The sequence below is a fragment of the Ammoniphilus sp. YIM 78166 genome, from assembly GCF_004522215.1.
In the GTDB taxonomy this organism is placed as follows: Bacteria; Bacillota; Bacilli; order Aneurinibacillales; family RAOX-1; genus YIM-78166.
In genome coordinates this window covers 128,749-150,903 of the sequence record NZ_SDLR01000004.1, presented here as the reverse complement: position 1 = coordinate 150,903, position 22,155 = coordinate 128,749, and the positions used below count along the sequence as shown (strand labels likewise).

General features: G+C 45.2%; 20 protein-coding genes and 1 other annotated feature. Of the genes, 18 read left to right on the top strand and 2 right to left on the bottom strand.

Translation table 11 applies throughout. The features are described 5' to 3' along the window. The first annotated feature begins 6 nt into the window (after window positions 1-6). The 15 genes from rpmG (at window position 7) to tuf (ending at window position 17,101) form a co-directional block, all read left to right on the top strand. Window positions 7-156, top strand: a complete 150-nt coding sequence (gene rpmG / locus EIZ58_RS17345) for a 50S ribosomal protein L33 (protein WP_129199766.1) — start codon at window positions 7-9, stop codon at window positions 154-156. 30 nt (window positions 157-186) lie between these two features. Next, entirely contained in the window at window positions 187-402 is a 216-nt protein-coding gene (secE, locus tag EIZ58_RS17340; protein WP_134702152.1) for a preprotein translocase subunit SecE, read from the top strand. A gap of 36 nt (window positions 403-438) precedes the next feature. Continuing rightward, entirely contained in the window at window positions 439-972 is a 534-nt protein-coding gene (nusG, locus tag EIZ58_RS17335) for a transcription termination/antitermination protein NusG (RefSeq protein WP_134702151.1), read from the top strand. Between the two features lie 149 nt (window positions 973-1,121). Further along, entirely contained in the window at window positions 1,122-1,547 is a 426-nt protein-coding gene (gene rplK / locus EIZ58_RS17330) for a 50S ribosomal protein L11 (protein ID WP_134702150.1), read from the top strand. Between the two features lie 142 nt (window positions 1,548-1,689). Continuing rightward, window positions 1,690-2,391 carry a 50S ribosomal protein L1 gene (gene rplA, locus EIZ58_RS17325; RefSeq protein WP_134702149.1) on the top strand — a complete coding sequence of 234 codons (702 nt, stop codon included), beginning with the start codon at window positions 1,690-1,692 and terminating at the stop codon, window positions 2,389-2,391. 55 nt (window positions 2,392-2,446) lie between these two features. After that, window positions 2,447-2,573, top strand: a sequence feature (ribosomal protein L10 leader region). Window positions 2,574-2,601: 28 nt separating this feature from the next. Further along, on the top strand, window positions 2,602-3,096 hold the full coding sequence (gene rplJ / locus EIZ58_RS17320; RefSeq protein WP_134702148.1) for a 50S ribosomal protein L10: 495 nt from the start codon (window positions 2,602-2,604) through the stop codon (window positions 3,094-3,096). Between the two features lie 57 nt (window positions 3,097-3,153). Continuing rightward, on the top strand, window positions 3,154-3,516 hold the full coding sequence (rplL, locus tag EIZ58_RS17315) for a 50S ribosomal protein L7/L12 (RefSeq protein WP_134702147.1): 363 nt from the start codon (window positions 3,154-3,156) through the stop codon (window positions 3,514-3,516). Window positions 3,517-3,638: 122 nt separating this feature from the next. Then, complete coding sequence (locus tag EIZ58_RS17310; RefSeq protein WP_134702146.1) at window positions 3,639-4,238, top strand: class I SAM-dependent methyltransferase; 600 nt, start codon at window positions 3,639-3,641, stop codon at window positions 4,236-4,238. Window positions 4,239-4,660: 422 nt separating this feature from the next. Further along, a complete protein-coding gene (rpoB, locus tag EIZ58_RS17305; protein WP_134702145.1) occupies window positions 4,661-8,290 on the top strand; it encodes a DNA-directed RNA polymerase subunit beta in 3,630 nt (1,209 codons plus the stop codon). Between the two features lie 32 nt (window positions 8,291-8,322). Then, entirely contained in the window at window positions 8,323-11,961 is a 3,639-nt protein-coding gene (gene rpoC, locus EIZ58_RS17300; RefSeq protein WP_134702144.1) for a DNA-directed RNA polymerase subunit beta', read from the top strand. 77 nt (window positions 11,962-12,038) lie between these two features. Further along, window positions 12,039-12,293, top strand: coding sequence for a 50S ribosomal protein L7ae-like protein (locus EIZ58_RS17295; protein WP_134702143.1), 255 nt, complete (start codon window positions 12,039-12,041; stop codon window positions 12,291-12,293). 150 nt (window positions 12,294-12,443) lie between these two features. Beyond that, a complete protein-coding gene (gene rpsL / locus EIZ58_RS17290) occupies window positions 12,444-12,866 on the top strand; it encodes a 30S ribosomal protein S12 (RefSeq protein ID WP_134702142.1) in 423 nt (140 codons plus the stop codon). Between the two features lie 63 nt (window positions 12,867-12,929). Then, window positions 12,930-13,400 carry a 30S ribosomal protein S7 gene (rpsG, locus tag EIZ58_RS17285; protein ID WP_134702141.1) on the top strand — a complete coding sequence of 157 codons (471 nt, stop codon included), beginning with the start codon at window positions 12,930-12,932 and terminating at the stop codon, window positions 13,398-13,400. Between the two features lie 270 nt (window positions 13,401-13,670). Then, a complete protein-coding gene (gene fusA / locus EIZ58_RS17280) occupies window positions 13,671-15,746 on the top strand; it encodes an elongation factor G (RefSeq protein WP_134702140.1) in 2,076 nt (691 codons plus the stop codon). A 164-nt stretch (window positions 15,747-15,910) separates the two neighbouring features. Then, window positions 15,911-17,101 carry an elongation factor Tu gene (tuf, locus tag EIZ58_RS17275; protein WP_134702139.1) on the top strand — a complete coding sequence of 397 codons (1,191 nt, stop codon included), beginning with the start codon at window positions 15,911-15,913 and terminating at the stop codon, window positions 17,099-17,101. Between the two features lie 58 nt (window positions 17,102-17,159). On the opposite strand, the gene mnmH is transcribed toward tuf, so the two are convergent. Then, on the bottom strand, window positions 17,160-18,230 hold the full coding sequence (mnmH, locus tag EIZ58_RS17270; RefSeq protein WP_134702138.1) for a tRNA 2-selenouridine(34) synthase MnmH: 1,071 nt from the start codon (window positions 18,228-18,230) through the stop codon (window positions 17,160-17,162). Between the two features lie 87 nt (window positions 18,231-18,317). Between mnmH and selD the strand changes: the two genes are divergently transcribed. Further along, entirely contained in the window at window positions 18,318-19,373 is a 1,056-nt protein-coding gene (selD, locus tag EIZ58_RS17265; RefSeq protein ID WP_134702137.1) for a selenide, water dikinase SelD, read from the top strand. A 42-nt stretch (window positions 19,374-19,415) separates the two neighbouring features. Here selD and EIZ58_RS17260 read toward each other — a convergent pair whose 3' ends face one another. Then, a complete protein-coding gene (locus EIZ58_RS17260; RefSeq protein WP_167577776.1) occupies window positions 19,416-20,399 on the bottom strand; it encodes a glycosyltransferase in 984 nt (327 codons plus the stop codon). A 32-nt stretch (window positions 20,400-20,431) separates the two neighbouring features. Between EIZ58_RS17260 and selA the strand changes: the two genes are divergently transcribed. Together selA and EIZ58_RS17250 are read left to right on the top strand one after the other, a co-directional pair. Then, on the top strand, window positions 20,432-21,826 hold the full coding sequence (selA, locus tag EIZ58_RS17255) for an L-seryl-tRNA(Sec) selenium transferase (protein WP_134702135.1): 1,395 nt from the start codon (window positions 20,432-20,434) through the stop codon (window positions 21,824-21,826). A gap of 126 nt (window positions 21,827-21,952) precedes the next feature. After that, window positions 21,953-22,153 (top strand): hypothetical protein, encoded by a 201-nt coding sequence (locus EIZ58_RS17250; protein WP_134702134.1) that lies wholly within the window; start codon window positions 21,953-21,955, stop codon window positions 22,151-22,153. Window positions 22,154-22,155 lie beyond the last annotated feature (2 nt).

The window sequence follows — 22,155 nt, the reverse complement described above, 5'->3', positions numbered from 1 at the left end:
AACAACATGCGAGTTATCGTAACTTTAGCGTGCACCGAGTGTAAGCAACGTAACTACACCACAGGCAAAAACAAGCGTAAACATCCTGATCGTATTGAGATGAAGAAGTTCTGCAAGTTTTGCAATGGGCACACCGCACATCGTGAAACACGCTAACTATAGGCTCGATGCATTGGGGGTGTAGCCGTGGGATTCTTAGCTAGACTAGGTGCCGGTATCAAGAAGGGCCCCTCCTTTTTTCGCGATGTAGTTGAAGAGCTAAAGAAGGTACGCTGGCCCAGTCGTAAAGAACTTGTCTCTTATACAGGCATAGTTCTTGTGACAGTCACACTGATTGCCGTATTCTTTGCGGTTATCGATTTAGGGATTTCACAGATCATTGAATTGATTTTAGGTCAATAAATCGATAGGGGGGAAAGGACGTTACTGTCCTAAGGAATGGAAAAATCGTGGTATGTTGTTCATACCTATTCCGGGTATGAGAACAAGGTAAGGACCAATCTAGAGAAACGTGTCGAATCCATGGATATGAAGGATAAGATCTTCCGCGTGCTGATTCCGACTGAAGATGAAGTCGAGATGAAGGATGGTAAGAAAAAGACCGTCACGAAGAAGGTTTTTCCTGGATATGTTATCGTTGAGATGATCATGACGGACGATTCATGGTACGTTGTGCGCAATACTCCAGGCGTAACAGGATTCGTTGGATCGGCAGGTTCTGGATCGAAGCCCACTCCCCTTAAGCCGGGTGAAGTCGATGCTATCCTCAAGCAAATGGGTGTTGAGGAAGTGAAGCCTAAGATCGACTTCAACATCAAAGAAACGGTAAAAGTGAAAGAAGGGCCATTCTCTGATTTTGTCGGCACTATAGAAGAGATTCAGCCGGACAAGCGGAAGATCAAGGTTCATGTGAACATGTTCGGACGCGAAACACCGGTTGAGTTGGATTACACTCAAGTGGAAAAAATATAAAGTCCGTAAAGGCTTGAAATATACTGCTTCATGTGGTATTTTCAATTTTGTTTCATTCATTTCCTGTGATATAATATCACGGTGAAATGTGTTAAGAGTGGGAGGGTTTTAACCCGTTCACCACATTTCGGAATAAGGAGGTGTGTCACATGGCTAAAAAGGTTATTAAAATGGTTAAGCTACAAATTCCTGCAGGTAAAGCGAATCCAGCTCCTCCAGTAGGTCCTGCGCTTGGTCAAGCTGGGGTTAACATCATGGGATTCTGCAAGGAGTTCAATGCTCGTACTCAAGATCAAGCAGGTTTGATCATTCCTGTTGAAATAACTGTATTCGAAGACCGTTCTTTTACCTTCATCACAAAGACCCCTCCAGCTGCTGTTCTTTTGAAGAAAGCTGCTGGTATTGAGTCTGGTTCTGGCGTTCCTAACCGCACGAAAGTGGCAACGGTGAAGCGCGATAAAGTTCGCGAAATCGCAGAACAGAAGATGCCTGACCTAAACGCAGCTAGCGTTGAAGCTGCTATGCGTATGGTTGAAGGTACGGCTCGAAGCATGGGTATCGTGATCGAAGACTAGTTTTCTAGTATTGAAAGAACGTCGGCTAGGGTTACGGACAAGTTCTGTTTTCAGCCGGCGTTTTCCTTTAGGCTGTTCATCAGCCGGTGGGAGGTAAAACAGCTAAACCGCTACTACCACACAATTTAAGGAGGAAACAAAAGTGGCAAAAGTAGGAAAGAAATTTCAAGAAGCTACTAAGCTTATTGATCGTACGCAACAGTACGAAGTAACTGAAGCTATTGATCTAGTAAAAAAGGCTGCATCTGCTAAGTTCGACGAAACCGTTGAAGTAGCTGTGAAGCTTGGTGTTGACGTAAGGAAGGCTGACCAACAGCTTCGTGGAGCTGTGGTATTGCCACATGGAACTGGTAAGACTCAACGTGTTCTTGTATTCGCAAAAGGCGAAAAGGCTAAAGAAGCTGAAGTTGCAGGAGCAGATTTTGTAGGAGACGAAGACATGATCAACAAGATCCAACAAGGTTGGTTCGAGTTTGATGTAGTTGTAGCGACTCCTGATATGATGGGTCAAGTAGGTAAGCTTGGACGTGTTCTTGGTCCTAAAGGCTTAATGCCAAACCCTAAAACAGGTACTGTAACTTTCGATATCGAAAAAGCTGTGAAAGAAATCAAAGCTGGTAAAATCGAATACCGTACGGATAAAGCGGGTAACATCCACGCTCCGATCGGTAAGGTTTCTTTCGATAACGAGAAGCTAGCTGAAAACTTGGCTACTGTCATTGATACCCTTCAAAAGGCGAAGCCAGCAGCAGCAAAAGGAGTTTACATGAAGAATATCACTGTAAGCTCTACTATGGGACCTGGAGTTAAGGTAAACTTGGGAACAATTGGTGCAACGAAGTAACTTGACTTCTTACAGCACTATTGATAATATATAACTTGTGCTTAAGCGCACAACACAATTTAAACTTTAATTACCGTAGACAGAAGGTGCTCCATTAAGAGCTTAATTTCCTTCCGAGGTGCATAATAGATAGATTATCTATGCCCTTCGTACGTACTGCGAAGGGTGTTTCTTTTATCTTGCACCAGAAAATCTAATAGGAGGTGTAACATGGCAGTAGTACGTGAAGAGAAAGTACAATCGGTACAAGAGATCGCTGGTAAACTTCGTGAATCTAAGAGTGCTGTTTTGTCTGACTACCGTGGCTTGACTGTTAAGCAAGCAACTGAACTTCGTAAGCTTTGTCGTGAAGCTGGTGTTGAGTTCAAAGTTTACAAAAACAAATTGGCTCAACGTGCAACAGCAGAAGTAGGAGTTTCTGGTTTGGATCAATACCTAACTGGACCAACTGCGATTGCTTTCGCACAAGACGAAGTAACAGCTGCGAAAGTACTAGCTGATTTCGCAAAGAAAAACGATAAGCTTGAAATTAAGGGTGGTATCGTTGATGGAACGGTAATGTCTGATGAGCAAATCAAGGCATTAGCAGCTCTTCCATCCCGCGAAGGCTTACTTTCTATGTTGCTTAGCGTTCTTCAAGCGCCAATGCGCAACTTTGCTCTTGCTGTTAAGGCAGTTGGAGAAAAGAAAGAACAAGAAGCTTAAGTTATTAAACGATTCGTGTTTGACCATATACTAATAAAATCTTAGGAGGATTTTCACATGTCTAAAGAGCAAATCTTAGAAGCAATTAAAGGTATGTCTGTTCTTGAATTAAACGATCTAGTAAAAGCTATCGAAGAAGAATTCGGAGTAACTGCTGCTGCACCAGTTGCAATGGTAGGTGGCGGAGCTGCTGCTGAAGTAGCTGAGCAAACTGAGTTCACTGTAGTACTTGCTAGCCCAGGTGCTGGTAAGATCAACGTAATCAAGGTTGTTCGTGAGTTGACTGGTCTTGGATTGAAAGAAGCTAAGGCTATGGTTGACGGAGCTCCTGCAACTGTTAAAGAAGGCGTTTCTAAAGACGAAGCAGAAAGCATCAAAGCTAAGCTTGAAGAAGCTGGCGCAACTGTAGAAGTTAAGTAATTCAACAAAGACCCACTGTATTATGTGCAGTGGGTCTTACTTTTTCGAAACTCATTGTATAATTTTCCCTCTATTAGTACAGACAATAGATAAATAGAATCCGAAATTGTAGGGGTGAAATCTTGAGTGAACATTATTATTCTAATCGGCCTACGGTAGAACATGATGAAAGAGAGTTTGAATTCCAATTAAGAGGACAGACCCTCAAGTTTACAACCGATGCCGGCGTGTTCTCGAAAGACCGAATTGATTACGGCAGTGTCGTATTAATTGAAGAGATGCAAATTGCCGAAACGGATCTCGTGCTTGATATGGGTTGTGGTTACGGTCCTATCGGATTAGTGGCTGCGAAACTTGCGTCTAGAGGACGGGTAACCATGGCGGACGTTAATGAACGTGCGGTTGCCTTGGCGAGGTCGAATGCCACTCGAAATGGTATCCAAAACGTAGAGGTTGTGCAAAGCTTTCTTTTCGATAATTTGGGTGATCGGGAATTCGATGTGATTTTAACGAATCCGCCCATTCGCGCTGGGAAGCAGACGGTTCACCAAATTTTCGAAGAAGCATACCCACGGTTGAGACCGAATGGCTCGTTATGGGTAGTTATTCAAAAGAAGCAGGGTGCGCCGTCAGCGATGAGTAAGCTGGAGGAATTATTTCCAACGGTAGAGAAAGTCACTCAGGATAAAGGATACTGGATTCTACAGGCAACTAAGGGATAACTGAATAAAGTGTTGACATCAAAACAGGTTTATGGTATCGTTATAAAATGCTAAAACAGGCAGTTTTTTTCTAGATGTCAAGAGTTGACTTTTTTCGACGAATAACTTTTTGTCTTTATGAATGGATTAGTTTATTTATGGAAATACTAACATAATAGAACTGTCCATTTTTATTTTTATTACACTCTAGTACATCTATGTGTTTGCCGACTTTGCTTTAGTTCAAAGTTTAATAAGTGCCCTCACATGGACTAAAACTATCCCACAAGGGTGATGTCAAGGTAGGGTAAGGCTCGCGTAACCCGATTGAGATCATGTTATTCAATCGGGATTTCTACGCCACGAGCCTTGGCACCATGTTAAGAGGGCTTTTCAAGGTTCAATTTTCTTTTCTAAAACTCGGGTTTGAGGGGTGAATGGATTTGGCAGGTCATCTGATTCAAAGTGGACGTTATCGTCAACGTAGGAGTTATGCCAGAATTGAAGAAGTAATGGAGTTACCTAATCTAATTGAGATCCAGCAAAAATCCTATGAGTGGTTCTTAGATGAAGGTTTAAGAGAGATGTTCCAGGACATTTCCCCGATTCAGGACTTCACAGGAAATCTTGTGCTGGAATTTATAGATTATAGCCTAGGTGATCCTAAATATTCTGTCGATGAAACCAAGGAACGGGATGTTACCTACGCAGCACCCCTTCGCGTAAAAGTACGTTTAATTAATAAAGAAACCGGTGAAGTCAAGGAACAAGAAGTCTTTATGGGAGACTTCCCACTAATGACGGATACAGGTACGTTTGTTATCAATGGAGCAGAACGTGTAATCGTCAGCCAGTTGGTTCGTTCACCGAGCGTTTATTACAATACAAAAGTGGATAAGAACGGAAAACGAGCTTATACGGCAACAGTCATTCCTAATCGCGGGGCATGGTTGGAACTTGAGACAGATGCCAAGGACATTATTTATGTTCGTATCGACCGTACAAGGAAGATTCCCGTTACGGTTCTTTTGCGTGCATTAGGCTTTGGGACAGATGCCGAGATCCTAAGTATCTTAGGTGAAGATGAATATATCAAGAACACCTTAGAGAAGGACAATACCGATTCTACGGAAAAGGCCTTGATTGAGATTTATGAGCGTCTTCGTCCAGGTGAGCCGCCAACGGTAGACAATGCCAAGAGTTTGTTAGTTTCTCGTTTCTTTGATCCGAAGAGATATGATCTAGCTAACGTCGGACGTTATAAAATCAACAAGAAGCTACATATTCGTAACCGCATTTACAATCAGAAGCTAGCCGAAACTCTTGTCGATAACTCAACAGGTGAGATCGTAGCAGAAGCAGGTCAAACTGTGGATCGTCGATTGATGGAGAAGCTAGAAAAATACCTGCTTGGTGGATTAAATGTTTCTAAGCTGAAGCCTCGCGGCGGAGTGGTAGAGGAAGATATTGAAGTACAAAGCATTAATATTTTCTCACCTACAGACGACGGGGAAATTATCAAGGTCATGTCTAATGGCTTAATTGATAAAACAGTAAAGCACATTACCCCAGCGGATATTATTGCGTCCATTAACTACTTTATTAACTTGCTGCATGGCATCGGCAATACCGATGATATCGACCATCTTGGTAACCGTCGTTTGCGTTCGGTTGGGGAATTGCTTCAAAACCAGTTCCGCATTGGTCTTTCTCGTATGGAAAGAGTGGTACGTGAGCGGATGTCCATCCAGGATGCTAATGCCATTACACCGCAAGCTTTAATTAACATAAGACCGGTTATTGCGGCGATCAAGGAGTTCTTTGGAAGCTCCCAGTTGTCTCAGTTTATGGATCAAACGAACCCATTGGCTGAGTTGACGCATAAGCGCCGTTTGAGCGCCTTGGGACCTGGTGGATTGACACGTGAGCGTGCGGGCTTCGAGGTTCGTGACGTGCATCACTCTCACTATGGTCGGATGTGTCCGATTGAGACTCCGGAAGGTCCAAACATCGGTTTGATTAACTCACTATCCAGTTATGCGCGAATCAATGAGTATGGCTTTATTGAGACACCGCGCAGACGTGTGGACCCCGAAACGGGCCTTGTTACGGAAGAGATCATGTATCTCACGGCCGATGAAGAGGATGTTTACAATGTAGCTCAGGCCAATGCGCCAATCGATGAAGAAGGTCGCTTCTTGAATGAAACCGTTATTTGTCGTCGTAAAGGGGAAATCTTAACCATTCCTCGCGATAAGGTTGACTTCATGGACGTTTCGCCTAAGCAGGTTGTATCCGTTGCGACTGCGATGATTCCATTCTTAGAAAACGATGACGCCAACCGTGCCCTCATGGGAGCGAACATGCAGCGTCAGGCGGTTCCACTTCTTGTACCGGAAGCTCCATTTATCGGAACGGGTATGGAATATAAGGCAGCTAAAGACTCGGGTGTTGCAGCAGTAGCGAAGTATCCTGGGGTAGTTGAACGAGTCACGGCTCGTGAGGTCTGGATCAGACGCGTTCAATTCTTTGATCAAAACAATAATCCTGTTCCTGTTCCTAAAGATTGGGGATTATCCGGATTAGAAGCCCGCTTAAAGCAAGTGGAAAACTATCAGTTGCCTGAAGGCATCAAGATGGTGAAGGGTGACCTCGACCGCTATCGCCTACAGAAGTTTATCCGCTCAAACCAAGGAACGTGCGTGAATCAACGTCCGTTGATTCGCAAGAACGAAATGGTGAAGGCTGGCGATATTATCGCTGATGGTCCTTCTACGGAAAAAGGAGAACTTGCGCTGGGACGTAATGCGCTTGTTGCCTTTATGACCTGGGAAGGATACAACTACGAGGATGCCATCCTCATGAGCGAGAAGCTGGTGAAGGAAGATGTGTACACATCTATTCATATTGAAGAATATGAATCTGAAGCCCGCGACACGAAGCTAGGTCCTGAAGAGATTACGCGTGATATCCCGAATGTCGGGGAAGATGCGCTTAAGAATCTAGATGAGCGTGGAATTATCCGCGTAGGGGCAGAGATTGAAGATGGTGACATTCTTGTAGGGAAGGTAACGCCTAAAGGGGTAACAGAGCTTACTGCAGAAGAGCGCTTGCTTCATGCGATCTTCGGTGAAAAGGCAAGAGAAGTTCGTGATACGTCTTTACGTGTTCCGCACGGTGGTTCTGGAATCATTGTGGATGTAAAAGTCTTTACCCGCGAGAATGGAGATGAACTGCCTCCTGGTGTAAACCAGTTAGTTAGAGTTTATATCGCTCAAAAGAGAAAGATCTCCGTTGGAGATAAGATGGCCGGTCGTCACGGTAACAAAGGGGTTATCGCGAGAATTCTGCCAGAAGAAGATATGCCATTCTTACCGGACGGAACGCCAGTGCAGGTCGTCTTGAACCCACTTGGGGTACCATCTCGTATGAATATCGGGCAGGTACTAGAGACGCACTTAGGTATGGCTGCTAGAGCATTGGGTATTCACGTTGCAACGCCTGTATTTGACGGAGCGCGCGAAACGGATGTATTCGAAACGCTTGAAGAAGCTGGATTGTCCAAGGATGGTAAGACCGTTCTGTTTGATGGACGTACAGGGGAACCATTCGATAACCGTGTTACGGTCGGCGTCATGTACATGATCAAGCTGGCGCACATGGTTGACGATAAGATCCATGCGCGTTCAACTGGACCATACTCTCTTGTTACGCAACAGCCGTTGGGTGGTAAAGCTCAGTTTGGTGGACAGCGTTTCGGGGAGATGGAGGTTTGGGCGTTGGAGGCCTATGGTGCAGCTTACACCCTACAAGAGATTCTTACGGTTAAATCAGATGACGTGGTGGGTCGTGTGAAGACCTATGAATCGATCGTGAAGGGTGAGAATGTGCCTGAGCCAGGCGTTCCTGAATCGTTTAAGGTATTAATTAAAGAGCTGCAAAGTTTGGGTATGGATGTGAAAATCCTGGCCGAAGACGAGCAGGAAATCGAGATGCGCGAAATCGATGAAGAAGACGATAATACAGGTGACAAGTTAAACCTGAACCTTCAAGGTGTAGGCGCTGAAGATTAAGGGTTGAAAACCGGTCATGGGAGGTATGCCCCTTGTTAGATGTGAACAATTTTGAGTTTATGAAAATTGGTTTGGCTTCGCCTGAAAAAATCAGATCCTGGTCTTTTGGAGAGGTGAAGAAGCCAGAAACCATTAACTATAGAACGTTAAAGCCGGAAAAAGAAGGTCTTTTCTGTGAGAAGATTTTCGGGCCGACAAAAGATTGGGAATGTCACTGCGGGAAGTATAAGCGCGTCCGCTATAAGGGCGTTGTTTGTGATCGTTGTGGCGTAGAAGTAACTCGTGCAAAAGTACGCCGCGAGCGGATGGCTCATATTGAGCTGGCCGCTCCGGTCTCTCATATCTGGTACTTCAAAGGAATCCCTAGCCGGATGGGTCTTGTCTTAGACATGTCGCCTCGTTCGCTTGAGGAAGTCATTTATTTTGCGTCTTATGTCGTGATCGATCCAGGTGATACTCCACTAGACCGCAAGCAACTTCTTTCTGAGAAGGAACTGCGAAACTATCGGGAGAAGTATGGCAATTCTTTCGTTGCCGGAATGGGTGCGGAGTCCATTAAGAGACTATTGGCACAGATCGACTTAGATAAAGACGTAGAGCAATTAAAAGAAGAGCTGAACTCAGCTCAAGGCCAGCGTAGATCCAGAATCATTAAGAGATTAGAAGTTCTTGAGTCTTTCCGCGCTTCTGGCAATAAGCCAGAGTGGATGGTACTTGACGTTCTTCCGGTCATTCCTCCTGAGCTTCGTCCGATGGTTCAGTTGGATGGTGGTCGCTTTGCGACTTCCGACTTGAACGACTTATATCGTCGCGTTATTAACCGTAACAATCGTCTCAAGCGTCTTCTTGACCTAGGAGCACCGGATATCATTGTTCAGAATGAAAAGCGGATGCTGCAAGAAGCCGTTGATGCATTGATTGATAACGGTCGCCGAGGAAGACCCGTTACAGGACCAGGAAACCGTCCGTTAAAGTCTTTAAGCCATATGCTTAAAGGAAAGCAAGGGCGTTTCCGTCAAAACCTATTAGGGAAGCGTGTTGACTATTCCGGTCGTTCCGTTATCGTAGTAGGGCCGAACCTAAGAATGTATCAGTGCGGATTGCCGAAGGAAATGGCGCTCGAGCTATTTAAGCCTTTTGTGATGAAAGAATTAGTAAGCAAAGGTCTTGCTCATAACATCAAGAGTGCGAAGCGTAAGGTTGAGCGGGTTCACCCAGAGATTTGGGACGTTCTCGAAGAGGTCATTAAGGAACATCCGGTTCTACTGAACCGTGCCCCGACCTTGCACAGACTGGGGATCCAGGCGTTTGAGCCGATCTTGGTAGAAGGACGTGCGATTCGTCTTCACCCACTCGTTTGTACGGCCTATAACGCTGACTTTGACGGAGACCAAATGGCGGTTCACGTACCGCTTTCTGCCGAAGCGCAAGCGGAAGCTCGTCTTCTCATGTTAGCTGCTCATAACATTTTGAACCCGAAGGATGGTAAGCCTGTCGTAACTCCTTCTCAGGATATGGTTTTGGGAAGTTATTATTTAACGACGGAAAGAGTAGGGGCAAGGGGAGAATCGCAGATTTACCATTCTCCGAATGCTGCAATTCATGCTTACCAAAACGGATTGATTTCTTTGCATGCTCGTATAGCTATTCCAGCACGAACGCTAGGGAAAACGTCCTTTACGCCACAACAGGAGCAAGCGCTGATTGTTACCACAACAGGTAAAATCATCTTTAACGAGATTTTCCCTCCTGATATGCCGTTTATCAATGAACCGACAAAAGGGAACCTGAAAGTAGGTACTCCAGATCGCTACTTTATCTTTGACAAAGGCGTTAGTGTCAGAGAATTCATCGATAATAACTTGGCTAAAGAGCAGGATGCTGTTAAAAAAGGTTTCTTAGGAACTATCATCGGAGAAGTGTTCAGCCGTTTTGGAACCACACAAACAACGGTCATGCTTGACCGCGTGAAGGATCTTGGATTTACCTATTCTACGAAGGCTGGACTAACGGTTGCAGTAGCAGACATTAAGACACCTGAAGAAAAGAAGCGGATTATTGGGGCAGCAGAAGAAAGAGTCCAAACCATTCTTCATCAATACCGTCGTGGTTTAATTACCGAAGAAGAAAGATATGACCGTGTCATTAGCGTATGGAGTAAAGCGAAGGATGAGGTAACCGAAGTGCTAATGGGTTCATTGGATAAGTTTAACTCCATCTACATGATGGCGAACTCCGGTGCCCGTGGTAACGTTTCTCAGATCACTCAGCTTGCTGGGATGCGTGGATTGATGGCGAACCCGTCTGGTCGAATTATCGAGTTGCCAATCAAGTCCAATTTCCGTGAAGGTCTGACGGTATTGGAGTACTTTATCTCGACTCACGGTGCACGTAAAGGTTTGGCGGATACCGCGCTTCGTACGGCCGACTCCGGTTACTTAACTCGTCGTTTGGTTGACGTTGCCCAAGACGTTATCGTCCGCGAGATTGATTGTGGAACGGATAAAGGTCTAAAAGTATCTCCAATCGTGGATGGTAAGAACAAGATCGAAGATCTTTACGATCGTATTAATGGACGTATTTCTTTTGCTACGGTGCGTCATCCGGAAACGGGTGAAGTCATTATTCGCAAAAATGAATTGATTACCGAGGATATCGCTGACATGTTAGCGAATCAGCTAGGCTTGGAGTCTGTGCATATCCGTACAGTATTGACTTGCCGTACCCAACATGGGGTATGTAAACGATGCTACGGCCGTAACTTGGCGACGGGGCAAGACGTAGAAATCGGGGAAGCAGTAGGTATTATTGCCGCTCAGTCTATCGGGGAGCCAGGTACACAGTTAACGATGCGTACGTTCCACACCGGAGGGGTTGCTGGAGACGATATTACGCAAGGTTTGCCGCGTATTCAGGAATTGTTCGAGGCCCGTAATCCGAAAGGTCAAGCGACCATTACGGAGTTTGACGGAGAAATAATTGATATTCGTGATACTAAAGACCGCCGTGAAATCGAAGTGAAGGGTCATGCGGAGTCCAAGACCTATCAGATCCCATTCGGATCTCGTCTAAAGGTGGCTCCAGGCGCCAAGCTTCAAGCGGGGGATGAATTAACCGAGGGTTCTATCGATCCGAAGGAAATGCTTCGTATCAAAGGTCTTCGCGGTGTGCAGTACTATATCTTGCAAGAGGTACAGAAGGTATACCGTATGCAAGGGGTAGAAATTAACGATAAGCACGTAGAGGTCATGATTCGCCAGATGCTTCGCAAAATCCGAATCATTGATAGCGGAACGACGGATCTGCTTCCTGGTTCCTATGTGGATATCCATGAGTATGAGGATGCGAACCGCAAGGTATTCGCGCATGGTGGGGAACCGGCTGTTGCTAGACCGGTATTGCTTGGTATTACCAAGGCCTCTCTTGAGACCGAATCCTTCCTATCTGCGGCGTCGTTCCAGGAAACCACTCGCGTGTTAACGGATGCTGCCATAAAAGGTAAAGTTGACCGCTTGCTTGGTCTGAAGGAAAATGTTATTATCGGTAAGTTGATTCCTGCTGGTACAGGGATGTCAAGATATCGCAACACACGCTTAGTGAACGATCAAGACGAAAATGAAGATGCATTGGCAGTAGACCCTGATACAAAAGAAATTGTAACAGTTGAATAATCAGTGTTGACTTCCTTTTCCGAAGATGGTATTATCTCTTAGTGTGCCAAGTAACCCTGTGCTTTGGAGGATGTAGGATGTCTTATGATAAAGTCAAACAGGCTACTCAATTGATCATTGGCATGAAACAAACGTTAAAAGCCGTTGAGCAAGGTATGGTGAAGGAAGTCTTTGTCGCCAAGGACGCGGATCCGAAGGTAACCGGTAAGATCCTACAGCTCTGCAGAGAGAAGGAAGTGCCGGTAGAAGTAGTGGATTCCATGAGGCAGCTTGGTAAAGCTTGTGGGATTGAAGTCGGAGCCGCAACAGCCGCGATTTTGATAAATGAGTAAGTACTTTTCAGTTTTTGCTACACCCTCTCACAGCACCGCCATAGGTGCTGTGAGATGTGTACAAAAACTTTTACTTTGCTCATATATGATTCACCTGGATCTGTGGACTTAAAGAAAGCCGTTTAAACTTTTTTGAAGGAGGTGCGACAAATGCCAACAATTAATCAGTTAGTACGCAAAGGTCGCGAAAGAAAAGAGGTAAAATCCAAGGCTCCTGCTCTATTGAAGAGCTACAACAGCATGAAGAAGGAGCACAACGATTTAGCTTCTCCGCAAAAGCGTGGAGTTTGCACTCGTGTAGGTACTATGACTCCAAAGAAGCCTAACTCCGCTCTTCGTAAATATGCTCGTGTGCGCTTAACCAACGGGATTGAGGTTACTGCTTACATCCCTGGTATCGGACATAACCTTCAAGAGCACAGTGTTGTTCTTGTTCGTGGAGGCCGTGTTAAGGATCTTCCGGGTGTACGTTACAAAATCATCCGTGGTGCATTGGATACTGCTGGGGTTGCTAACCGTAAGCAAGCTCGTTCTCGCTATGGCGCGAAGCGTCCTAAGCCAGCTAAGAAATAATCAATTTAGAACGTTCAAACAAGCTATTTAAGAAGAATTTACTGGATAAAGGAGGGAAATAGCATGCCACGTAAAGGTCCGGTTACTCGTAGAGACGTACTGCCAGATCCAATTTACAATAGCAAGCTAGTTACTCGTCTTGTTAACCGTATGATGGTTGACGGAAAGAAAGGAACCGCACAAGGAATTCTTTATGGTGCATTTGATGTAATCAAGGAGCGCACTGGTCGTGAGCCTCTTGAAGTATTCGAAGAAGCTATGAAGAACATCATGCCTGTACTTGAAGTTCGTGCTCGTCGTGTTGGGGGAGCTAACTACCAAGTTCCTGTGGAAGTTAGACCTGAAAGACGTACAGCTCTTGGACTTCGTTGGTTGGTTCAATATTCCCGTAACCGCGGAGAGAAGACGATGCAAGAGCGCCTAGCTGCTGAGATCTTGGATGCAGCTAACAACGCTGGTGCTTCTGTTAAGAAGCGCGAAGACACTCACAAGATGGCTGAAGCTAACAAAGCGTTTGCTCACTATCGTTGGTAAGATCTTTGCCATCATTATGATGGCAAAGGATTATACTCGGCCGATGAGTGTAAGATTACTGCCCAGCTTTGGCTGGCAGTAGATTATACCCGACCGATGGGTGTAAGATCGTTGCCTAGCGTAAGCTAGCAATGAAAAGTTAACAAAAACAACACATCCCCATAGTATGCAGCATCTGGATAAGATACTGCATTTGGGTGTACAATCGTAATGGGAAAGCTGACAAGCTTTTCCGTTACATACTCTATATACTTGAAAGGAGTCAAAATCATGGGTCGCGAATTTCCCTTGTTAAAGACTCGTAATATCGGGATCATGGCACACATCGATGCTGGTAAAACCACCACGACTGAGCGTATCCTTTTCTATACTGGCCGCGTTCATAAGATCGGGGAAGTTCACGAAGGTGGAGCTACGATGGACTGGATGGAGCAAGAGCAAGAGCGCGGAATCACCATTACATCCGCTGCTACAACAGCTCAGTGGAAAGGTCATCGAGTTAACATCATCGATACACCTGGACACGTAGACTTCACAGTTGAAGTAGAACGTTCTCTTCGTGTACTTGACGGAGCGGTAGGCGTATTCTGCGCTAAAGGTGGCGTTGAGCCTCAATCCGAAACCGTTTGGCGCCAAGCTGATAAGTATGGCGTACCACGTATCGCTTATGTAAACAAAATGGACATCATTGGAGCGGACTTCTTGTCTGCTGTTCACCAAATGCGTGATCGTTTAAAGGCTAATGCTGTTCCAATCATGCTACCAATTGGTGCTGAAGACACGTTCCTAGGTATGATTGACCTAGTAACGATGAAAGCAATCATCTATACAGACGACTTAGGAACTACTTCTGAAGCTCGTGAGATTCCTGAAGATTTGAAGGATCTAGCTGATGAGTGGCGTACTAACCTCATCGAGAGAGTTTCTGAATTAGATGAAGCGTTAATGGAGAAGTATATGGAAGGTATCGAGCCGACTGAAGAAGAGATTAAGACTGTTCTTCGTCGTGCAACTTGTAATGTTGAAATCATTCCAGTTCTTTGCGGATCTTCTTACAAGAACAAGGGTGTTCAGCCTATGCTTGATGCTGTTATCGATTACTTGCCATCTCCTTTAGATGTACCTGCAATTAAAGGTGTTCTACCTGATTCTGAAGACGAAGTAGTTCGTGAGTCTGATGACAATGGTCCTTTCTCCGCACTTGCGTTTAAGATCATGACTGACCCTTATGTAGGTAAGCTAACGTTCTTCCGTGTATATTCCGGAACTTTAAGCTCTGGTTCTTATGTATTGAATTCTACTAAAGGCAAGCGTGAGCGTGTTGGACGTATTCTTCAGATGCATGCTAATCACCGTGAAGAAATTCCTGTAGTTTACGCTGGAGATATTGCAGCTGCAGTAGGTTTAAAAGATACGACGACTGGCGACACTTTATGTGATGAGAAGAATCCTGTTATTCTTGAGTCCATGGAGTTCCCAGATCCGGTTATCTCTGTTGCGATCGAGCCTAAGACTAAGGCTGACCAAGACAAGATGGGTATCGCTCTGATGAAGCTTTCTGAAGAAGATCCTACGTTCAAGACTTTCACTGACGAGGAAACTGGCCAAACGATTATCTCTGGTATGGGTGAGCTTCACCTTGACATCATCGTTGACCGTATGAAGCGTGAGTTTAAAGTAGAAGCTAACGTAGGTGCTCCACAGGTTGCTTACAAAGAAACCTTCCGTGGATCTGCTAAGGTTGAAGGTAAGTTCGTACGTCAGTCCGGTGGACGTGGACAGTTTGGTCACGTTTGGGTGGAGTTCGAGCCGCTTGAAGCTGGTGCAGGATTCGAATTCGTTAACAAAATCGTGGGTGGGGTTGTTCCAAGAGAATACATTCCTGCTGTTCAAGCTGGTATCGAAGAATCCATGAAGAATGGTGTTCTTGCTGGATATCCACTACTTGACGTGCGTGCTACGATCGTTGACGGAAGCTATCACGATGTTGACTCTTCTGAAATGGCGTTTAAAGTAGCTGGGTCTCTAGCACTTAAAGAAGCCGGTAAGAAGTGTAAACCTGTTCTTCTTGAGCCAATGATGAAAGTTGAAGTTGTTGTTCCTGAAGAGTACATGGGAGACATCATGGGAGATATCAGCTCCCGTCGTGGACGTATCGAAGGTATGGAATCTCGTGCTGGTGCACAAGTAATCCGTGGTTTCGTTCCTCTATCCGAAATGTTCGGTTACGCAACGAACTTGCGTTCCCGTACACAAGGTCGCGGTAACTACACCATGACTTTCGATCACTACGAAGAAGTTCCTAAGTCCGTTTCTGAAGAAATCATTAAGAAGAACAAAGGATAATATCCTCGTTCATAAAATCTTAATAGATTAGGACTTCCCTTATTAAGAAGAAAGGTATAAAATAGCTTTTGGGTCTACACCCGTTTTATACCTTTCCTTATATAAATTCTATACTTACTAACAAAACACGTTGAAAGACGTTATAGTTTAAGGAGGCTAAACTCATGGGAAAAGCTAAATTCGAACGTAATAAGCCACACGTAAATATCGGTACTATCGGTCACGTTGACCACGGTAAAACGACTTTGACTGCTGCAATCACAACTGTATTGGCTCAAACTGGTGGAGCTACAGCTATGGATTATGGTAGCATTGACGCTGCTCCTGAAGAAAGAGAGCGTGGAATCACAATCTCTACAGCTCACGTTGAGTATGAGACTGCTAACCGTCACTATGCTCATGTTGACTGCCCTGGACACGCTGACTATGTTAAGAACATGATCACTGGTGCTGCACAAATGGACGGAGCGATCTTAGTAGTATCTGCTGCTGACGGTCCTATGCCACAAACTCGTGAGCACATCCTTCTTTCTCGCCAAGTAGGGGTTCCTTACATCGTAGTATTCATGAACAAGTGCGACATGGTTGACGATGAAGAGCTTCTTGAGTTGGTTGAAATGGAAATCCGTGATCTTCTTTCTGAGTATGAGTTCCCTGGTGATGACACTCCAGTTGTTAAGGGTTCTGCTAAAGAAGCTCTTGAAAATCCTACTGGTGAGTGGGCTCAAAAGATCCATGAATTAATGGAAGCTGTTGACTCTTACATCCCAACTCCTGAGCGCGACGTTGACAAGCCTTTCTTAATGCCTGTAGAGGACGTATTCTCTATCACAGGTCGTGGAACTGTTGCTACTGGTCGTGTTGAGCGTGGAATCGTTAAAGTGGGTGACGTAGTTCAAATCATCGGTTTGACTGAAGAGCCTAAGCAAACAACTGTAACTGGTGTTGAAATGTTCCGTAAGCTTCTTGACCAAGCTCAAGCTGGAGACAACATCGGAGCTCTTCTTCGTGGGGTAACTCGTGAAGATATCGAGCGTGGACAATGTTTGGCTAAGCCAGGTTCTGTTAAGCCTCACAACACGTTCACTGCTGAAGTTTACATCTTGTCTAAAGAAGAAGGTGGACGTCACACTCCATTCTTCGCTAACTATCGTCCACAGTTCTACTTCCGTACAACTGACGTAACTGGAATCATCAAGTTAGCTGAAGGCGTAGAAATGGTTATGCCTGGTGACAACGTTACTTTTGACGTTGAACTAATCAGCACAATTGCTATGGAAGAAGGAACTCGCTTCGCTATCCGTGAAGGCGGACGTACTGTAGGCGCTGGCGTTGTTGCTAAAATCCTTGCTTAGTCTATAAATATAAAAGGCTTCTCTCAACTTGGTTGGGAGAAGCCTTTTGTTTTGGGTATTAGGAGTGGATCACCGGTTTTTGCCCCTCCTGATGCTGCTGAGTAATCTTAACGATGTGGTCGACAGCTTCTTCCACTGAATCTATTCTCACATGATAAAATGGACCATCATATTCTTCTAGTTTATGTTGGTACCTTGGATCATAATAATGATCCAACAAGAGGACAATCAACTCTTTATACTGTTCTTGTTCGATGTATTCGATAAGTTCATCCTTGACCTTAGGTAAAAATCGTTTGAGGATGGGTGTGATAGCTTCCATCACCCGTGCATTAAACTGCTCGTGGGTTAGGTAAGGTTCTACATATTCTTGATAAATACGCTCAGCTCTAATTTGAACGGTCGTTTCTAATACGATATGTATGCCTCCTGCTTTAGCCTCCAGCAGGAACTCAGGCTGCACGGCTTTTCCAATACGCCGACTTTCGGCTTCCATAAAGACGAATGGAAGGCCTTTTAGGTTGACAAGCTGATGATATAAGAGGGCTTCAAAGGTTTTCTGGTTATGGACCGGTGTACCGATACCTCCAAACACGGAGCCGCGGTGTCCTGCACACTTCTCTAAGTCAAGAACGGGGAAGCCCCTATCCTTCAGCTGTTCAAGGACTAACGTTTTTCCTACGCCAGTCATGCCATGAAGGACGATGAATCGTTCGGGTAATAAGCTTTCATTCAAATGATCAAGAATCCATTGGCGGTACTGCTTGAATCCACCGGTGAGACGCTGTACGGGCAGTCCTGACATCTCAGCAAAGGTGGCAACCGACTTGCTCCTCATGCCCCCTCTCCAGCAGTAAATGATGGGATTCTGACCAGCTGTAGTGGCTTGCCGTATTTCTTTCATAAGATCCGGGATCTTAGGGGATACCAACTCCATGCCTAACCATTTAGCTGGATCCTGGCCTTTTATCTTATAGGTGGTCCCCACTTGGGCTCGTTCTTCATCGTTGAATAGTGGGATGTTGATCGCGCCTGGGATATGAGATTCTTCATATTCCCCCGGTGATCTTACATCGATAAAGACGGGGTTCTGAATATGAATGGCTTGGTTAATATCGATTTCTTTCATGTTGAGCATCTCCTGAATTGGATTAGGTTCCTGTTTTCATGTAAGATAAGATAAAGGATATCTTTTAGATAATAAGGAGGTCGTGATATGTCAGAACAAACTCAAGTTAAACTAACGTCTCTGTCTAGCAAAGCGGGCTGAGGCTGCAAAATAGGTCCTGAAGACCTGGCGCAAGTATTGCGCCATTTACCTACCTCTGCTGAAGTGGATCCCAATCTATTGGTTGGATTGGATGTTCCCGACGATGCTGGAGTATATAAATTAACGGATGAGATTGCACTCGTTCAGACTGTTGATTATTTTACCCCTATTGTAGATAATCCTCGCATGTTTGGTCAAATAGCGGCAGCGAATGCGTTGAGCGATGTGTATGCCATGGGTGGAAAGCCGCTTACCGTCTTAAATATTGTAGGCTTTCCGATAAAGAAGCTGGATCCATCCATCCTTGCTGATATTCTTAGAGGAGCCGGTGAGAAAGTTCAAGAAGCCGGTGCGCTTATTGTCGGAGGTCACTCTATTGATGACCAAGAACCGAAGTTTGGAATGGCGGTTACCGGAATCGTAAGACCGGATCGCGTCTGGACAAACCATGGTGCGAAGCCCGGAGATGCCCTTATACTGACTAAGCCAATCGGTGTAGGAATCTTAACAACAGCCATCAAGCGAGACCTGCTGAATGAAGAAGAGATTCAAAGGGTTACCGAAGTGATGGCTGAGCTGAATAAAAAGGCAGCAGAAGTCTTTATGAATTATTCTATCCATGCCTGCACGGATATAACGGGCTTTGGCTTACTCGGACATGCAAAGGAAATGGCTTCTGGAAGTGGAGTAGGCATGGTCATCGATAAGGATCAGGTTCCTGTTCTGCCAAGAGCCTATGAGCTTGCAGAGCAAGGCATCGTTCCTGGAGGAACGAAAGCGAATCATAAATGGATAAATGACTGTGTGGACTATGGAGAATTAAGCGAATCGGAACAGTTCCTGCTTTGCGATGCAGTGACTTCAGGAGGCCTTATGGTAAGTCTGCCAGAGGCAGAAGCTCAGGCTTGCCTAGAGGCGTTGCGAGCGGCTGGTATCGATGCGGCAGGTATTATTGGGAGAGTCACGGATGAGCACGTGGGCTGCCTAAAGATCGTCGGCTAACCACAAATGAGAAGAGCAGGAGACCTAATGCCTCCTGCTCCTCTATCGTTTTGCCTTCTCATATAAGTGAATATAAGCTTGAGCCTCCTTCAAAGGAGAAAACCGCTCACTCATGCTCTGCCGGGCCTGCTGAACCACTCGAGCGCGTTCCATGGGATGCTTCATGATGAAGGTTACCCTCTCGATGAAGTCTTCACAGGATTCATATAACCAGCCGGTAGCACCATGTTCAATGAGGCTTTCGTTTGCTGCATTTCTTCTGGCGATAACGGGTCTGCCCATGGCCATAGCTTCCATAATGGCTAAGGATTGCCCTTCCGAAATCGAAGTGTTGATTACAATATTGGCTTGGTTATACCAGCCTGTCATCACTTCAAACGGAACCACCCCGGCATAGCGCATCCAAGGGCGTGTTAGACATTCCGCTAGGACTTGTTGATGTACTCCTTCATCTAGATTGGCCCCAAGGATGGTATAGGTAAGCAAGGGAAACTGGCTTACGAGTACTTCCATGGCTGCGAGCACATGCAATACATCTTTTACGGGACGAAGACCTGCAGGAAGAAGGATTCGGGGAAAGTCATAGTCCACGCTTTCGTTTACTTCCCAAGAGATCCAAGCTGCTTGGGGAATAATTGAAGTCTTATGCTGCCAGTGAGGATAAAGCTGCTCTACCTTCTCCAAGGCATCTTGCGTAAACACGGTGATAAACTGGGCTTGATCCAATAGATGAAAGACGTCGTCAGCCATCGAATCTTGCAGATCATGATTGATATCCGTTCCGCCCATGGTTACGACATACGGTTTGTTAATATGGAAGTCATTTTCCTTTGCCCATGCAGCGAATCGTGTAGCATGTAAAATATGAACGACGTCGGCTTTAGGAAGATGCCAGGGATCTTTCTCGGCATATGGAAAAACGGAGGTTTGAATCGCGTTTTTCTGCAAAAAATGAACGATACGTTTCGAGGTTGTCGCATTGCCTCGTGGTTGGTTAAAATAAGGTGTAAAAAAAAGAATATGCATCATTTCACCTTCCTGAAAGGAGGTATTTACTTATGCAGGCTGAGCAAAAGCAACTCCTTCGAGAGATTCCTGCTGTACATCATTTTACACATGATCCCCTGGTAATGGAATGGATTACAGAGCATCAGATCCCAGAGGGACTCTTTAATCAAATGGTCAAGGAGACCATCGATGAATTCCGGAAACAGATACTAGGTCAGCAGATCTCCGAGGTATCCTACTCCATAGTATTAGAAAAGATTAAAAATAAAATCAAGCAAACCCAGGAACAAAATTTACAACCTGTGATCAATGGTACGGGCGTCATTCTCCACACAAATTTAGGAAGAGCGGTTCTGGCCGAAGAAGCGATACGCCAGATGACTGAAGTAGCCATTGGATATAGTAATTTAGAGTATCGAATTGAAGAGGGTAAAAGAGGATCCCGACATGATCATGTGGAGGAGTTAATCCGCAGACTCACGGGTGCTGAGGCTGCGATGGTCGTCAATAACAATGCTGCTGCCGTATTTCTTGTCCTTCGAGAGCTGGCGCGTGATAAGGAAGTGATTGTATCACGAGGTCAGCTAGTAGAGATTGGGGGCTCTTTTCGAGTTTCTGAGATCATGAAAGAAAGTGGTGCGATCCTACAAGAGGTAGGGACCACCAATAAGACGCATCTTCGTGATTATGAACAAGCGATGAATGAGCAGACCGCGCTATTGCTGAAGGTGCATACCTCTAACTTTATGATAAGCGGCTTTATCAAAAGTGTGACCTTACCTGAGTTAGTAGAGCTAGGTAAACAACACGGGGTTCCTGTCTACGAGGATTTGGGAAGTGGTGTACTGTACGATCTGCGGAAATATGGAATCGGGGATGAACCTGTAATCCAAGAAAGTATTGAGCAAGGAGCAGATCTTGTTACCTTTAGTGGGGACAAGCTCTTAGGAGGCCCGCAAGTCGGGGTTATTGCAGGGAAAAAGAAGTGGATCGATCGCTTGAAGAAAAACCAGTTGGCTCGCGTACTTCGCGTGGATAAAGTCACTCTTGCCGCTCTAGAAGCGACTCTAAGGCTATACCTCGATCCAGCTCAAGCAGCACAGAAAATCCCTGCCCTCAGGGACATGCTCATGCCTGTGGAAGAGGTCCAAAGGAAAGCAGAAGCGTTTAAAAACGCTCTTGCTCATCCATCTCTCGAGATGGAGATCCGCCCTGAACAAACCGAGGTAGGAGGAGGAAGCCTTCCTGGGGTGCTACTTCCATCGGTGGTTGCCGTCCTTCGACATGCTGACTATCCGGCTCATATCTTGGAGCGGAAGCTTCGACTCGGTAACCCAGCCATTGTCGGAAGAATCTCGAAAGAAGAGTATTTATTGGATTTCCGTACCATTCATAGGAGAGAAATCTCCCAGCTTGTACAATTAGTGAAAGAAAGATTATCGTAGAAATTGTTGATTAGTGTCGATCAATCGCTCTTTTCTGGTTTTCCATTGAACGCTATAATAATCTTACAAAAACTACTTGCAAACATCGATCTTAACGAGTACATATTATTAGGAGTGGTGTAACAAGTGATAACAGAGATGACGAGAGAGATTGAAGAGATTTACAGTATTAAGGAGCTTGAAGACAGAAGAAGGCTTCTTAGACAGCAACTGCAGCAATCGACCTTGTCTGCGGTCGAAACCTGTGAGATTGAAGATGTAATCGATACGATCAACAAGCGGATCCGTTTAATGAATGACTTGATGATAGGCTTACAGCCCACGTAAGG